The following is a 14,550-nucleotide window of genomic DNA, read 5'->3' as shown; positions in this document are numbered from 1 at the left end:
GCACCCAGACCCATGTGTGGAATCGTCGGCTACGTCGGCCCCCAGCAGGCAGCACCCGTCCTCGTCGAGGGCCTCACGCGGCTGGAGTACCGCGGCTACGACTCGGCCGGCATCGCCGTGCTCAACCCGCGCTCCAGCGCGCACCCGTCGCGCGTCGTGCGCGCCAAGGGTCGCGTGCGCGACCTCGAGGCCGCCCTGCCCGCGCGCCTCGCCGGCACCGTCGGCATCGGCCACACCCGCTGGGCGACGCACGGCGAGCCGAGCGAGCGCAACGCCCACCCGCACACCTCGTTCGACGGCCGCGTGCACGTGGTGCACAACGGCATCATCGACAACTTCCACGCGCTGCGCTCGCGCCTCACCGCCGACGGCGTCGAGCTCACCTCCGACACGGACACCGAGGTCATCGCGCACCTCGTGGCGCGCGAGCTCGCGGCCGGGCTGGGCTTCGAGGACGCCGTGCGCGCCGCCGTCGCGCAGATCGACGGCACCTACGCCCTCGCGGTGGCCGACGTGCAGAACCCGGACCGTGTCGTCGTCGCGCGCAACGGCTCGCCGCTGCTGCTCGGCGTCGGCGACGGTGAGATGTTCGTGGCCTCGGACGCCGCGGCGATCGTGCGCCACACCAGCCAGGTCGTGCTGCTCGACGACGGCGACTTCGCCTCCGTGACGGCCGACGGGTTCCGCACCTTCACCAACGACGAGGAGCACACGGCGCGCGACGCCGTCACGATCGACCTCACCGTCGAGGAGCTGGAGCTGGGCGGCCACGCCCACTTCATGCACAAGGAGATCCACGAGCAGCCGGAGACGGTGGAGCGGATGCTGTCCGGCCGCCTCGACGACCGGTTCGGCACCGCCAAGCTCGACGGCCTCAACCTGGACCCGCGCGAGATGCGCCGGTTCGCCCGCGTGAAGATCCTCGGCTGCGGCTCCGCGTACTACGTGGGCCAGCTCGGGGCGTCCATGATCGAGGACCTGGCGCGCATCCCGGCCGACGCCGAGCCCGCGAGCGAGTTCCGCTACCGCAACCCGATCATCGAGCCCAGCACCCTGTACGTCGTGGTCAGCCAGTCCGGCGAGACCGCCGACACCCTCTTCGCCGTCCGCGAGGTGCAGCGCAAGGGCGGCACCGTCGTCGGGCTCGTCAACGCCGTCGGGTCCTCCATCGCCCGCGAGGTGGACGGCGGCATCTACCTGCACGCCGGGCCCGAGGTGGCGGTCGCGTCGACCAAGGCGCTCACGCACATGGGCGTCGGGTTCGCGCTGCTCGCGCTGGCGCTGGGGCGCGTGCGCGACCTGTCGTTCGCGGACGGCAAGCGCATCATCGCCGGCCTGCGGGCGATCCCCGGGCAGATCGCGCAGATCCTGGGCGACGAGGAGGACCTGTCCGCCGCGGCGAAGGAGCTCTCCGAGGCGCCGAGCCTGTTCTTCATCGGCCGCGTGCGGGGCTACCCGGTGGCGCGCGAGGGCGCGCAGAAGTTCAAGGAGATCACCTACCGGCACGCCGAGGCGTACCCGACGAGCGAGCTCAAGCACGGGCCGCTCGCGCTCATCAGCCCGGAGCTGCCGACGGTCGCGATCATGCCCGCCGACGACCTGCTCGAGCGCAACATCACCGCCGCGCAGGAGATCCGCGCCCGCGGCGGCGCCGTCGTCGCGATCACGCACCCGGGCGTCGAGCTCGGCGACGCCGCGACGGCGCGCATCGAGGTGCCGCGCAACGAGGTGGAGCTCGACCCGATCCTGCTGACGATCCCCACCCAGCTGCTCGGCTACCACGCGGCCGTCGCCCTCGGCGAGGACGTGGACCGGCCGCGCAACCTCGCGAAGTCCGTCACCGTCGAGTGACGACGACGGCGGGGTTGGTGCGGTGGCTCGCCGTGGAGGTCATCCGCCGACCTCGTCGAGGAGCTGCCGCACCCCCTCGCCGTCCATCAGGCCGATGACGTTGCCCGCCGGGTCGGTGAACCAGGCGCCGTCGCCGCCCTCCATGAAGCCTCGGGCGACGCCCTTCTCGTCCTGGTCGAAGCCCTCGTAGCGCTCCAGGCTCACGCCCTTCGCGACGAGGTCGTCCACCACCGGGTCGACGTCGTCCACGGCCAGGTGGAAGACGGTGAACGCCGCCGGGGTGTGGTCCTCCTTGGGATACACGAACACCGGGGAGCTCGTGTCGAGGTGGAGCACCAGGCCCATGCCTTCGTCCAGGGTCGTGACGCGGAGCCCGAGGGTGTCCGCGTAGAAGCTGCGTGCCGCGTCGAGGTCGTCCACCGAGAAGCTGGAGAACCCGCGTCGAGTCGTGACCATCGCCGTTCCACTCCCTTGTGACCGCCGGTCCCCGGGCGTGGGGAGCCGCCACGAGGGTGCCGGACCTCTCCAGGATCCGTCCGTCGTCCCGTCCACGCCGCTGCCCGGACGACCGGGGGCGGGTGAACTTCGGCCGGCCCGTGGCGTCGTCCCGGTCACGCCGGGTCGGGCTGGTCCTCGATCTGCACGGCCTTGAGCTCCGGGGTGAACGCGAACAGGGCCCCGTCCTTCGCGCCCACCCACCAGCGGCCGCACTGGAGCGAGGCGTCCTGCTCCTGGCCGGCGGTCCACCAGCCCGCCTCGAGCGTCGAGCCGGTCCGGTAGTCGTCGGCGGTGAGGGTCCCGCGCGCGGGCTTCGCGACGAGCGGGTGGTCGGCGTCGACGGACGTGCAGTCGGTCGGCAGGGACGTCACCTCGGCGTCCATCGTGAGGATCATCTCGTCGCCGGTGGTGCGGAAGACGCCGCGGACGTCGGAGGCGTCGTCGGGCACCCAGGAGGGCAGCCCCTCGTCGGCCTTGCCGTCCGCGCCGCTGTCGTACGTGAACGCCTTGGTGTGGCCGGAGCTCCGGTCCTGCAGCGCCTCCGAGATGGCGCCGCACGCCGTCGTCGTGACGGCGACGACGGAGGCGAGCGCCAGCACGCCGACGCCGCGGTGGCGGCGCACGGGCGACGTGGTGACGGTCGAGACGTCGGCGCGGTGGGTGCTGCGGTGGTCGTGGTGGTTCTCGTGCTGCGTCATGCCCTCGACGCTACGAACGCGCAGGCGGCGGCGTCGTCGGCCTCGGAGCGGAACCTCGCGGTCGGCGCGTACGACCCGGGGAGGACGCCAGGCTCAGGGCCGGCTCAGGGGTTCGCCGGAGGGATCACCCGAGGAACTCGCGCACCAGCGGCGTCGCGACGGCCTCCCCCTCGTGGAAGTACGCGTGCCGCAGGCCGGGCAGCACCTCGACGTGCGCGCCGGGGATCCGCCGCCGGAGCAGGTCAGCGTTCACCGCGGGGGCGAGCACGTCGTCCGCCCCGTGCAGCACGAGGGTGGGCGCCAGCACCCGCGGCAGGGCGTCCCACGCGTCGTGGCCGTCGCTGGCGCGCAGGTGGTCGCGCCGCGCCGGCGGCGTCATCGACGGGTCGCCCTCGACCGTCGTCGGGCCGGGGTGCGCGGCCAGCCACGCCGGCGTGTACATGAGGTCAAGCAGGGCGCGCCGGGCGGCGCGGCGGTCGGGCTGCACCATGGCGCGGCGCACCTCGAGCGAGCGCTCGACGGCGTGCGCGCCGCCCGGCGTCGTGCAGCCCAGCACGAGCCGCCCGAGCCGGTGCGGATGGTCGACGGCGAACCACTGGGCGACGCGCCCGCCCATCGACGTGCCGTAGACGTCGGCGCGCTCGACGCGCAGGTCGTCGAGGACGGCGGCGACGTCGCCCGCGAGGCGCCGCGTGGTGAACTCGCGGTCCGTGGGGCCGGACGCTCCGGTGCCGCGCCAGTCCAGGGTGATCGTGCGGCGCCCGGCGCCGAGCCCGTCGCGCACCGGGTCCCACCAGCGGTGGGAGTTCGCCTGCCCGGCCAGCAGCACGAGCGGCGGCCCGTCGCCCCGCACCTGGTAGGCGATCTCGGCGGAGTCGTCGGCGATCGCGTGCGGCACCGTCACAGCGTAGGGCGGCGGTCGAGGCGCGCGGCGACCGCGGCGGCGGTGAGGGCGACGGCGGTGGTGGTGGTCGCCGTCACGACCACGCCCGCCCAGCCGGCGTCCTCCCAGACGTGCGTCGCGACCGCGCCCATCACGGCGCTGCCCACGTAGTACGCGAAGAGGTAGGCGCTCGACGCCTGCGCGGTGCCGCGCCCCTGCCGGTGCGCGCGGTCCACGGCCCAGCCGCTGACCAGGGAGTGGGCGCAGAAGAAGCCGACGGTGAGGAGGCCGAGCCCGGCGACGACGGCCACGGCGGAGGGCGGCACGGTCACCGCGACCCCGGCGGCGAGCAGCACCAGGCCCGCGACGACGGCCGGGCCGCGCCCGCGCCGTCGGGCCAGGAGCTGCGCGACGGACGGCGTGACGATGCCGACCGGGTACGCCAGGTACACGAGCGTCACCGCGTGCCCGAGGGAGAACGGTGGCGCCTCGAGCCGGAACGCGACCGCGTTGTACACGCCGACGAACGTGCCCATGCTCGCGAAGCCGACGGCGCACAGCAGCGCCACGACCGGGTCGCGGAAGGCCGACGCCGTCCCGGTCAGCACGCTGCCGAGCCGCAGCGGCCGCGGCGTGAACCGTGCCGAGCGGGGTACCAGCGCCCACAGGGCGACGGCGGCGAGGAGCGTCGTGACGCTCAGCACCTCGGTGGCCAGCGGCCACCCGCCGAGGGCGGCGAGCGGGCCGGGCACGAGCCGCCCGACCGCGCCGCCCACCGCGGTGCCCGCGATGTAGGCCGCATTGGCGCGGGCGTGCGCGCCCGGGTGCATCTCCTCGCGCAGGTACGCGAGCGCGACGGCGGGCAGGCCGGCCAGCGCCACCCCGGCCAGCCCGCGCAGCACCAGCAGGCTGCCCCAGGTGGGGGCGAAGGCGCTCGCGAGCCCCAGCACGCCCGAGGCGAGCAGCGACCAGCGCATCACCTCGACCCGCCCGAACCGGTCGGCGACCGGGCCGACGGCCAGCAGCGCGACCGCCATCGCCGCCGTCGTCACCGACAGCACCTGCGCGGACGCGCCCGCCGAGACGTCGTAGTGCGCCGCGACCTGGGGCAGCAGCGGCTGCACGTAGTAGAGCAGCGAGAAGTTCGCGAGCCCGCCCGCGGCGAGCCCCAGCAGCGTGCGGCGGTACGCCCGCGACCCGGGGCGGTGGCCCGCGGGCGCGGTGGTGTCGCGCGTCGAGGCGGGCGCGGGCGGAGCGGTGGTCACCGGACCACGATGCGCCCGGCGCTTCGATGCGCCAAATGATCCGGACGCCGGTCGTGATGCCAGAATTGCATCTGTCGGGCCGAGGAAGGGGCGAGATGGACGAGCAGACCCTGCGGGTGTTCCTGTCGCTGTGCGAGACGGAGAGCACCCGCGACACGGCGGCGCTGCTGCGCGTGGACCAGTCGACGGTCTCCCGCACGCTCGCCCGCCTCGAGGCGGGGCTCGGCGTCGAGCTGTTCCGCCGGCACGGTCGCCGCATCGCGCTCAACCGTGCCGGCGTGAGCTTTCGCGGCGACGCCGCCCGTGTGCTCGACGAGATCGAGGTGGCGCGCCGGCACGTGCGCCAGGAGGTGCTCGGCGCGCGTACCGTGCGGCTCGGCTTCCTGCAGTCCGTGGCGCGGTGGCTGGTGCCGCGCGTCGTGACCGAGCTGCGTCGTGACGACCCGGACCGTCGCTTCGAGCTGCGCCAGGGCTTCGCGCAGGACCTGTTCGGCTGGCTCGACGACGACGTGCTCGACCTCGCGCTCGTCACGCCCCCGCCGCCCACCCGCACCACGGGCTGGCGGCTGCTGCACGAGCAGGTGCTGTGCGTCGCCGTCCCGCCGGGGCACCGGCTGGCCGGGCGCACGGGCGTGGGCGTGGACGACCTGGCGGGGGAGCGGTTCGTCGCCTTCTCGCGCACCACCGAGCTGCGCGGCGTCGTCGAGGGCATGCTCGGTACGGCCGGCGTCGAGGTGGAGGTCGCGTTCGAGTCCAGCGAGGTCGACACCATCCGCGGCCTCGTCGCCGCGGGGATGGGCGTGGCCGTGCTGCCCCGGCCCGAGCGGCCCGACGCCGCCGATCCCGTCTACGTGCCGCTGGAGCCGCGCACCACCCGGCGGCTCGGCATCGCGTGGGCCGACGTCGCGCGCCCACCGGACGCCGTCACCGTCGTCCGACCGTCGCCGACCGTGGAGCCGCGTCCGTCCTGAGCCCCCAGAAGGTGCGCCACCGCATGGTCGGCGTGGGTGGGCGGCTACCCTGCCGATGGCCCGTCCGCCGACCCTGGAGGTACCCGGTGCTGCCCTCGCCCGACGACTTGCGCACGCTGCAGCGCCGCACGCTGACCGTCGTCGTCGCGAGCCAGGTGCTCGGCGGCGCGGGGCTGGCCGCGGGCGTCACGGTCGGGGCGCTCCTCGCGCAGGAGATGCTCGGCACGGACCGCCTCGCCGGCGTGCCGACCATGCTGTTCACGCTGGGCTCGGCGCTCGCGGCGTTCCTCGTCGGGCGGGTCACGCAGCGGGCGGGCCGCCGGGTGGGCCTGGGGCTGGGCTTCGCCGCTGGCGGCCTGGGCGCGATCGGTGTGGTGGTGGCCGCGGCCCTCGGCGTCGTCCCGCTGCTGCTCGTGTCGCTGTTCGTCTACGGCGCGGGCACGTCCACGAACCTGCAGGCCCGGTACGCGGGTACCGACCTCGCCGCCCCGGACCGCCGCGCGACGGCGGCCAGCGTCGCGATGGTGTCCACCACGCTCGGGGCCGTGGCGGGGCCGAACCTCGTGGAGCCGCTCGGCGTCCTCGCGACGTCGTTCGGGCTGCCCGCGCTCGCGGGCCCGTTCCTGCTCGCGGCCGTCGCCTTCCTCGCCGCCGGCGGCACGCTGTTCGCCTTCCTGCGGCCCGACCCCTTCCTCGTCGCGAAGGAGCTGGCCGGCGCCGCGGACGGCGCGGACGACGGCGCGCCGGCGGGGACGGGCGGCGCTCCGGACGGCGCACGGCGCACCGTGCCTGCGGGCGTCGTCGTCGGCGCGACGGTGATGGTGCTGACGCAGATCGCGATGGTCGCGATCATGACGATGACGCCCGTGCACATGCGTGGCCACGGCCACGACCTGGGCGACGTCGGCCTCGTCATCGGCATCCACGTGGCGGCGATGTTCCTGCCGTCCCTGGTGACCGGCGTCCTGGTCGACAAGGTCGGACGGGTGCCGATGGCGGTCGCGTCGGGGGTGACGCTGCTGCTCGCGGGGATCACCGGCGCCGTCGCGCCGGGCGACTCGATGGTCCTGCTCGTGCTGTCGCTCGCGCTGCTCGGGCTCGGGTGGAACTTCGGCCTCATCGCGGGCACGGCGCTCATCGTCGACGCGACGACGCCCGCCACCCGCGCACGCACCCAGGGCACGGTCGACGTGCTCATCGCGCTCGCCGGCGCAGGCGGGGGCGCGATGTCCGGCGTCGTGATGGCCGGGTCGGGCTACGCCACCCTGGCCCTCGGCGGCGGGGTCCTGTCGCTGCTGCTGATCCCGGTGCTGTTCCTCACGCGGAGGCCGTCGCGGGCGACGGCGTGAGCGAGGAGAGGGAGCCGGCGAGGCCGGCGACGGCGCCCGGCACGGCGCGGTAGTACGCCCAGCGCCCGCGCTGCTCGCGCTCGAGCAGACCCGCCTCGACGAGGATCTTGAGGTGGTGGCTGACGGTCGGCTGCGCCAGGCCGACCGGCTCGGTGAGGTCGCAGACGCACGCCTCGTGGCCCTCGTGCGCGGTGACGATCGACAGGAGCTGCACGCGCGTCGGGTCGGCGAGCGCCTTGAACGTGCGGGCGAGGGCGCGCGCCTCGGTGACGTCCACCGGGGGAGCGGCCGTGCCGCAGCAGCCGCCGTCGGTGGCCACGGGCGCGAGCGGCAGGTCGATCGTCGTCATGCGTCCATCTTGCCACGCATCGAAGAATGTGGATACGTTGTTCCCCGTTCAGTCATCGAAGTTCATCGATACGAGGGAGTGCGAGATGGTCGAGACGGTGCGGGCCGAGCTGCCGGTGGTCGTGATCGGCGCGGGCCCGGTGGGCCTCGCGGCCGCGGCGCACCTGCTGGAGCGCGGCCTGGAGCCCCTGGTGCTGGAGGCCGGCGAGAGCGTCGGCGCGGCCGTCGCGTCGTGGGGGCACGTGCGACTCTTCTCGCCATGGCGGTACGACGTCGACGCCGCGGCCCGCCGCCTGCTCGAGCCGGCCGGGTGGACGTCGCCCGACGCCGACGCCCTGCCGACCGGCGGCGAGCTCGTCGAGGGCTACCTGGCGCCGCTCGCCGCGACGCCCGAGATCGCGTCCCGGCTGCGCACCGGCACCCGCGTGCTCGCGGTCGCCCGGGACGGGGCGGACAAGACGCGCTCGCTCGGTCGTGAGCGCGCCGGCTACCGGGTGCGGACCGTGGACGCCACGGGCCGCGTCGCCGACGTCCTCGCACGCGCCGTCGTCGACGCCTCCGGCACGTTCTCGACGTCGAACCCGCTCGGCGTCAGCGGCCTGCCCGCGGCCGGAGAGGCCGAGGCCGCGCCGTTCGTCACCGGGCCGCTGCCCGACGTCCTCGGAGCGGACCGGGGCCGGTTCGCCGGCCGGCACACCCTGGTGGTCGGCATGGGCCACTCCGCCGCGAACACCCTGCTGAGCCTGGTGGAGCTGTCGGAGTCGACACCGGGTACCACGGTCACGTGGGCGATCCGCGGCGGCTCCGCGCGCCGCCTGTTCGGCGGCGGCACCGACGACGAGCTCCCCGCGCGGGGGCTGCTCGGCACCCGGCTGCGCGAGGCCGTCGACGCCGGCCGCCTGCGCCTGCTGACCCGCGTCTCGATCGAGCAGCTCGTCCCGAGCGCCGGGTCGGTGCGGGTGCTCGGCACCGCCGAGCACGAGCCGCTGACCCTGGACGTGCACGCGATCGTCAACGCGACCGGGTTCCGCCCCGACCTCGACATGCTGCGCGAGGTGCGCCTCGACCTCGACCCCGTCGTCGAGGCGCCGAGCGCGCTCGCGCCGCTCATCGACCCGAACCAGCACTCCTGCGGCACGGTGCCGCCGCACGGCGAGCAGGTGCTGCGCCACCCGGACGACGGCTTCTACCTCGTCGGCATGAAGTCGTACGGCCGAGCGCCGACGTTCCTGCTGGCCACCGGGTACGAGCAGGTGCGCTCGGTCGCCGCCGCGCTGGCGGGGGACCGTGCGGCCGCCGACGCCGTCGAGCTGGACCTGCCCGCCACCGGCGTGTGCTCCAGCGACCTGGCCCTGGCCGCCGACGGCGAGTCGTCGGCCGGGTCCTGCTGCGGAACCGCGCCGGCCGAGCCGCAGCTCGTCACGCTCGGCGTCGGCGCGCCGGACGGGGTCGGCTTCGCCACCGGCGTCGCCCACGGCCGCTCCGGCGACGACGACAACGCCTGACCAGACACCTGTCGCCACCGCCCCCTTCGAGCAAGGGATCCGTATCGCCAAACGTGCTCTTGGCGGTACGGATCCCTTGCTCGAAGGGGGCGTCGGGGGTCAGTGCGCGACGGGGTCGACGCCGAGGGACGCGAGCAGCGCGAGCACCCGGCGCCGGATCTCGTCGCGGATGGGGCGGACGGCGTCGATGCCCTGGCCGGCGGGGTCGTCGAGCTGCCAGTCCTCGTAGCGCTTGCCGGGGAAGATCGGGCAGGCGTCGCCGCAGCCCATCGTGATCACGACGTCCGACGCCTGCACGGCCTCGGTCGTGAGCACCTTGGGCTGCTCGGCGGTGATGTCGATGCCGGCCTCGGCCATGGCCTCGACGGCGACGGGGTTGATGCGGTCGGCGGGCATCGACCCCGCGGAGCGGACCTCGACCGCGCCGCCGGACAGCGCGCGCAGGAAGCCGGCGGCCATCTGGGAGCGGCCGGCGTTGTGCACGCAGACGAACAGGGCGGACGGCCGGGCGCCGTCGTCGGGGAGGGCGGACATGCCCTCATATTGATCGACGTCGATGCGCGATGCAAGACTCTGGCGCTGGTCCTCAGGACTCCGGCTCCACCGGCCCGTCCTCGCCCACGACCGCCTCGCCGCAGCTGGTCTCCTGCGCGGTGACCACCACGGGATCGTCGGGGCCGGCGTCGTCCGCGACGGTCGCCTCGTCGCCGTTCGACGCGTTCAGCGCCGCGTCGTCCAGGTCCACGAACGTGCGCGTGACCGTGAAGGAGCTGCCGTCGGGCGACGTCGCGTCCAGGCCCGCGAGGCGCAGGGCGCCGTCGACCTCGGTGCACCCGACGCCCGTGCCCTGGCCGGTGAAGCCCTTGTCGAACGTGTAGGGCGCGCCGGCGAGGTTCTGCGTCGCGGCGAGGTCGCAGTCGGCGGCGGAGAAGAGCAGCACCTCGCGGCCCGTGTCGACGAGGGCGATCGGGGCAGTGCTGTCCCCGGCCGCCACGACGTTCACGACGGCGGACGCGCGCTGCGGGCTCGCCGAGTCGATCGCGGTCGAGAACGTGGCGCCCGACGCCGTCGTGATCCCGAACCGGCGCTCGGCGCCGCCGGTGAGCCACGCGGTGTCGGCCTCGCCGTCGCCGTCCACGTCGACGACCTCGTGCGTGTCCGCGCCCTCCGGGGTGCCGTCGTCGGTCTCGGCGCAGCCGGCCTCGCCCGTCGTCGTGGGCGAGGAGGACGGGTCGGGGGACGCGGAGGGGGCCTCCGTCGCGGTCGCTGTCGCGGTGGGCGACGGCGACGCGGCGGTCGCGCCGTCGCCGCCGTCGTCCCGCACGACCAGCCACACGACGGCGGCGGCCACCAGGACGACGGCGAGCACGATCGCGCGCCACGTCCACGGGCTGCGGGCGGAGGTCGGACCGGGGGTGGGGGAGTCGCTCATGTTCCCCAGGCAAACACCGTCAGGCGGGGTCGCGCACGCCGTGCAGGCGGGCGTGCAGGCCGCGCACCTCGTCGGCGAGCTCCGGGGCCGGCCCGCGGGTGGGGACGCCGGGCGCGACGTCGCCCACGGGCAGCGGGGTCACCGGCCCGGGCGCCACGCCCCATTCCTGCAGCCACGCGGTGAGCTGGGCGGTGCTCGAGGCGTAGACGATCGGGCCGAGCCCCACCCAGGCGTGCGCCGCGCTGCACATCGCGCAGTGCTCGCCCGACGTGTACGCGGTGGCGCCCGCCCGCTCCTCGGGCGTGAGGTGCGCGGCCGCCCAGCGGGCGATCTCCAGCTCGGGGTGGCGGGTCTGGTCGCCGTCCTGCACGCGGTTGCGGTCCTCGAACACGACGGCTCCGGTCGCGTCGACGAGCAGCGAGCCGAAGGGCTCGTCGCCGTCGTCCAGCGCCTCGCGCGCGAGGTCCACGCACCGGCGCAGGTACGGCAGGTCGGCGTCCGTCACGGGCTCCGGTTGGTATCCCATATCCCCATCCTCTCGCACCCGACGACCGGGCGCGGCGGGCCCCGTCGGCCTCGATCTCAGGAACGGCGGCGCAGCGCCGGGTCGTCCTCGTTCGCCTCGAGCGCCGCGATGAGCGTGCGCGCGTCGTGGGGGCCGCGGTGCCGGACGCCGTCGAGGAAGAACGTCGGCGTGCCGCGGGCGCCGGACGCCGCGGCGCTCGCCTCGTCCGCGCGGACCCGGGCGTGCAGGGCCTCGTCCGCCAGGTCGGCGTCGAACCGCTCGAGGTCGAGGCCGAGCGTGGCGGCGTACCCGCGCAGGTCGTCCGGCTCCAGCCGGGACTGGTGGGCGAACAGCTCGTCGTGCATCTCCCAGAACCGGCCCTGCCGGTGCGCGGCCTCGGCGGCGACGGCCGCGAGGTAGGCGTGCGGGTGCACGTCCCGCAGCGGGAGGTGCCGCACGACGTACCGCACGCGGTCGCCGAAGTGCTCGCGCAGCTCGGCTCCCATCCCGGTCGCGCGGGCGCAGAACGGGCACTCGAAGTCGAGGTACTCGACGACGGTGTGCGCGGCGTCGACGTCGCCCTTCGCGTGGTCGCGGTCGGGGTCGACGGCGGGGGACAGCGTGACCGGCAGGTCCGCGCTCGCCTCGCCGTACCGCACGCGGGCGACGGTGAAGATCGTCCACCCCAGCAGGGTGGACAGCACCATCGCGATGAGGATGCCGACCGTCGCGGCCTGCCCCGCGGGCGTGCCGTCGAACGCGAGGTCCACCACCAGCAGCGACACGGTGAAGCCGATGCCGGACAGGGCCGCGCCGCCGAGCACGCTGCCCGGGCCCACGCCGTCGGGCAGCCGCCCGAGCCCGGCGCGGACCGCGCCCCACGTGCCGAGGCCGATGCCCACGAGCTTGCCCACGACCAGGCCCGCCACGACCCCCCACGTGATCACCGACCCGAGCGCCGCGCCCAGTGCGCCGCCGCGGAGGTCGATCCCCGCGTTGGCCAGCGCGAACAGCGGCACGACGACGAGCGAGACGGGCCCGCGGAGGACGTCGTGGAGACGGTGGTTGACCGAGATGGACCGGGCCAGCCCGACGCGGGCGTTGCGCGCCACGCTGGCGCTGGGCGACTGCCAGTAGTCGCGGAACAGGCTCTTGGCCTGCAGCACGTCGTCGCGCCGGGTGGCGACGGCGGGCACGAGCAGCCCGGCGAGCATGCCCGCGATCGAGGGGTGGACGCCCGCCTGCACGGTCGCGCCCCAGAGCACCACGACGACGAGCACGTACGGCGAGCTGCGCCACTCGCGCATCCGGCCCAGCAGCCACAGCACGGCGAGCGCGGCGACGGCGACGAGGAGCGGCGCGAGGCGGACCTCCTCGGAGTAGACGACGCCGATGATGCCGACGGCGAGGAAGTCGTCCACCACGGACAGCGTGAGCAGGAAGACGCGCAGCTGGCTCGACATCGCCGGCCCGACCAGCGCGAGCACGCCCAGCAGGAACGCCGTGTCCGTGCCGACGACGACGCCCCAGCCGTGCGGGTCGGCGTGGCCGGCGACGGCGAGGAAGACGAGCGCGGGCACGATCACCCCGAGCGTGCCCGCCACGAGCGGCACGAGGCGCGAGCTGCGCTGCCGCAGCGACCCGATCGCCAGCTCCTGGCGCACCTCGAGGCCGACGACGAAGAAGAACAGCACCATGAGCCCGTCGTTGACCCAGTGGTGCAGGTCCATGTCGAAGCGCAGGTCGCCGACGTCGACGTGGATCGGCAGCTCCCACAGGTGCTCGTACCAGCCGGACAGCGGCGAGTTCGCCCACACGAGCGCCAGCAGCGTCACGCCCACGAGCAGCAGCGCGGCCCCGGACTCGGTGCGCAGCCGTTCGGCGAGCGCGCGTGCGGCCATGCGGGTGCCTCCCGTCCGTCGTGGGTGCGGGTCCGCGAGGAGCCTATGACGACCCCGCGCTCCGGTCGCGGGGACCGGCACGTGGCCCGCGCGGGGAGGAACAGCGCTCAGGCGGTCCGTGTTCCCAGCCAGGGCGCCAGGACGTCCTCGCGACCGAGCCAGCGCAGGCCGCCGTCCGCCACCTCGGCGCCGGTGGCCAGGGCCTCGCCGAAGGCGTCGAGGATGCGGTCGTGCACCTCTCTGGCGTCGCGCGGCTCGCCCGCCCCCACCACGAGGATGCGCGTGACGGGCGGGTGCCCGGCCGCGACCTCGTCCCAGGTGCCGAGGTCCGCGACGCACAGGGCGCCGCCCGCGCCGTCCCACAGGCACGCGGAGTCGGGCCGGTTCGGCACGTGGAAGACGCCCCTGCTGCGCACCGGCCCGGTGCCGAGGTCCTCGACGTGCGCCAGCAGCCGCTCCGGGTGGAAGGGGCGGTCGCTGCGCAGCAGCAGGCTCCAGCTCCGGTCGCGCGGGTCCTTGGCGCGCCGGCGGGCGCCGCGCGCGCCGAGCGGGTGGGCGCGGCGCTCGGCCGCGGCGGGGGCGTGCGAACGGGCGGAGAGCGCGACGGGGTCGAGGTCGTGCAGGCCCTCGACGCGGTGGCTGTCGACGGCGCGCAGCCGGTCGACGAGGCCGCCGCCCGTGGCCGAGGCGCCGCTCGTGACGACCACGTCCACCTGCTCGAGCTGCGCGGCCAGCGCCTCACCGACGGGCCGCTGGTCGTCGTCGGTGAGCGCGAGCCCGCGCTCGTCGACCAGGTCGTCGCCGAGGAGGTCGGACTCCAGGGCGTCGAGGTCGACGACGCCGACCGTCGCGGCGAGCCGGAGGGTCTCGAGCACCCCGCCCGGCTCGGCCTGCGCCGCCAGGGAGCGCGCCACGGGCAGCGGCTCGGCGGTGACCGGCAGGGCGAGCACGAGGTGGGCCCAGCGACCGTCGTCGGCGAGGCGGGCGAGGGCAGGCACGGCGTCCTCGCGCACGCTGCACGACACGCACGCGTGCTCGAGCGCCACCGTCTCGTCCTCCAGGACGCCGGTCGCGTCGACGACGACGCGGCGCAGCGCGCCGTCGTCAGGGAGCAGGTCGTGGCGCACCACGACGACGTCGGGAGCGCCCAGGGTCAGGCTCGCCGCGGCGGCGTCGCGCAGCACGGGGTCGACGGCGACGAGCACGCTCAGCGCCGGTGCGGCGGGCGTGGCAGGCGCGTGCGGGCGGTCGGGAATCACGAGCACCTCCGGTGGGTTGGGGATGACGGTACTTGAGAACAGTTCTCAAGTCTGTCACTGTAGCGCCCTGATGAGAACCGTTCTC

General features: G+C 75.3%; 14 protein-coding genes. 4 read left to right on the top strand and 10 right to left on the bottom strand.

The window, feature by feature from the left end; translation table 11 throughout:
- Nucleotides 1-12 precede the first annotated feature (12 nt).
- The gene (glmS, locus tag ACFCZN_RS01205) at nt 13-1,851 is read left to right on the top strand and encodes a glutamine--fructose-6-phosphate transaminase (isomerizing) (RefSeq protein WP_429762909.1); all 1,839 of its coding nucleotides are present in this window, start codon (nt 13-15) and stop codon (nt 1,849-1,851) included.
- A 39-nt stretch (nt 1,852-1,890) separates the two neighbouring features.
- Here glmS and ACFCZN_RS01200 read toward each other — a convergent pair whose 3' ends face one another.
- The 4 genes from ACFCZN_RS01200 to ACFCZN_RS01185 all read right to left on the bottom strand — a co-directional run bounded on the left by ACFCZN_RS01200 (nt 1,891) and on the right by ACFCZN_RS01185 (nt 5,195).
- On the bottom strand, nt 1,891-2,307 hold the full coding sequence (locus ACFCZN_RS01200; protein ID WP_429762910.1) for a VOC family protein: 417 nt from the start codon (nt 2,305-2,307) through the stop codon (nt 1,891-1,893).
- A 155-nt stretch (nt 2,308-2,462) separates the two neighbouring features.
- Nucleotides 2,463-3,047, bottom strand: coding sequence for a hypothetical protein (locus ACFCZN_RS01195; RefSeq protein WP_430555556.1), 585 nt, complete (start codon nt 3,045-3,047; stop codon nt 2,463-2,465).
- A 124-nt stretch (nt 3,048-3,171) separates the two neighbouring features.
- On the bottom strand, nt 3,172-3,945 hold the full coding sequence (locus tag ACFCZN_RS01190; RefSeq protein ID WP_430555555.1) for an alpha/beta fold hydrolase: 774 nt from the start codon (nt 3,943-3,945) through the stop codon (nt 3,172-3,174).
- A gap of 2 nt (nt 3,946-3,947) precedes the next feature.
- A complete protein-coding gene (locus tag ACFCZN_RS01185; RefSeq protein WP_430555554.1) occupies nt 3,948-5,195 on the bottom strand; it encodes an MFS transporter in 1,248 nt (415 codons plus the stop codon).
- 95 nt (nt 5,196-5,290) lie between these two features.
- On the opposite strand from ACFCZN_RS01185, the gene ACFCZN_RS01180 reads away from it, so the two are divergent.
- Both ACFCZN_RS01180 and ACFCZN_RS01175 read left to right on the top strand, forming a co-directional pair.
- On the top strand, nt 5,291-6,166 hold the full coding sequence (locus ACFCZN_RS01180) for a LysR substrate-binding domain-containing protein (RefSeq protein WP_430555553.1): 876 nt from the start codon (nt 5,291-5,293) through the stop codon (nt 6,164-6,166).
- Between the two features lie 86 nt (nt 6,167-6,252).
- A complete protein-coding gene (locus ACFCZN_RS01175) occupies nt 6,253-7,515 on the top strand; it encodes an MFS transporter (protein ID WP_429762915.1) in 1,263 nt (420 codons plus the stop codon).
- Here the strand turns inward: ACFCZN_RS01175 and ACFCZN_RS01170 are convergent.
- Complete coding sequence (locus tag ACFCZN_RS01170; protein ID WP_430555552.1) at nt 7,484-7,864, bottom strand: ArsR/SmtB family transcription factor; 381 nt, start codon at nt 7,862-7,864, stop codon at nt 7,484-7,486. The two genes, ACFCZN_RS01175 and ACFCZN_RS01170, sit on opposite strands and share 32 nt — an antisense overlap.
- An 85-nt stretch (nt 7,865-7,949) precedes the next feature.
- On the opposite strand from ACFCZN_RS01170, the gene ACFCZN_RS01165 reads away from it, so the two are divergent.
- Nucleotides 7,950-9,368 carry an FAD-dependent oxidoreductase gene (locus ACFCZN_RS01165; RefSeq protein ID WP_430555551.1) on the top strand — a complete coding sequence of 473 codons (1,419 nt, stop codon included), beginning with the start codon at nt 7,950-7,952 and terminating at the stop codon, nt 9,366-9,368.
- Between the two features lie 99 nt (nt 9,369-9,467).
- On the opposite strand, the gene ACFCZN_RS01160 is transcribed toward ACFCZN_RS01165, so the two are convergent.
- The 5 genes from ACFCZN_RS01160 to ACFCZN_RS01140 form a co-directional block, all read right to left on the bottom strand.
- Nucleotides 9,468-9,902 carry an arsenate reductase ArsC gene (locus ACFCZN_RS01160; protein ID WP_429762918.1) on the bottom strand — a complete coding sequence of 145 codons (435 nt, stop codon included), beginning with the start codon at nt 9,900-9,902 and terminating at the stop codon, nt 9,468-9,470.
- A gap of 52 nt (nt 9,903-9,954) precedes the next feature.
- Nucleotides 9,955-10,800, bottom strand: a complete 846-nt coding sequence (locus tag ACFCZN_RS01155) for a hypothetical protein (RefSeq protein WP_430555550.1) — start codon at nt 10,798-10,800, stop codon at nt 9,955-9,957.
- A gap of 19 nt (nt 10,801-10,819) precedes the next feature.
- On the bottom strand, nt 10,820-11,326 hold the full coding sequence (locus tag ACFCZN_RS01150; RefSeq protein ID WP_430555549.1) for a nucleoside deaminase: 507 nt from the start codon (nt 11,324-11,326) through the stop codon (nt 10,820-10,822).
- Nucleotides 11,327-11,382: 56 nt separating this feature from the next.
- Nucleotides 11,383-13,206, bottom strand: a complete 1,824-nt coding sequence (gene nhaA / locus ACFCZN_RS01145; RefSeq protein ID WP_429762921.1) for a Na+/H+ antiporter NhaA — start codon at nt 13,204-13,206, stop codon at nt 11,383-11,385.
- 107 nt (nt 13,207-13,313) lie between these two features.
- On the bottom strand, nt 13,314-14,471 hold the full coding sequence (locus ACFCZN_RS01140) for a CobW family GTP-binding protein (RefSeq protein WP_430555548.1): 1,158 nt from the start codon (nt 14,469-14,471) through the stop codon (nt 13,314-13,316).
- Between the last annotated feature and the right edge of the window lie 79 nt (nt 14,472-14,550).

It is taken from the genome of Isoptericola sp. NPDC056134, from assembly GCF_042264825.1.
GTDB lineage: Bacteria > Actinomycetota > Actinomycetes > Actinomycetales > Cellulomonadaceae > Isoptericola > Isoptericola nanjingensis.
Note: the sequence above shows the minus strand (reverse complement) of the source record. Positions and strands in the feature narration are given on the sequence as shown.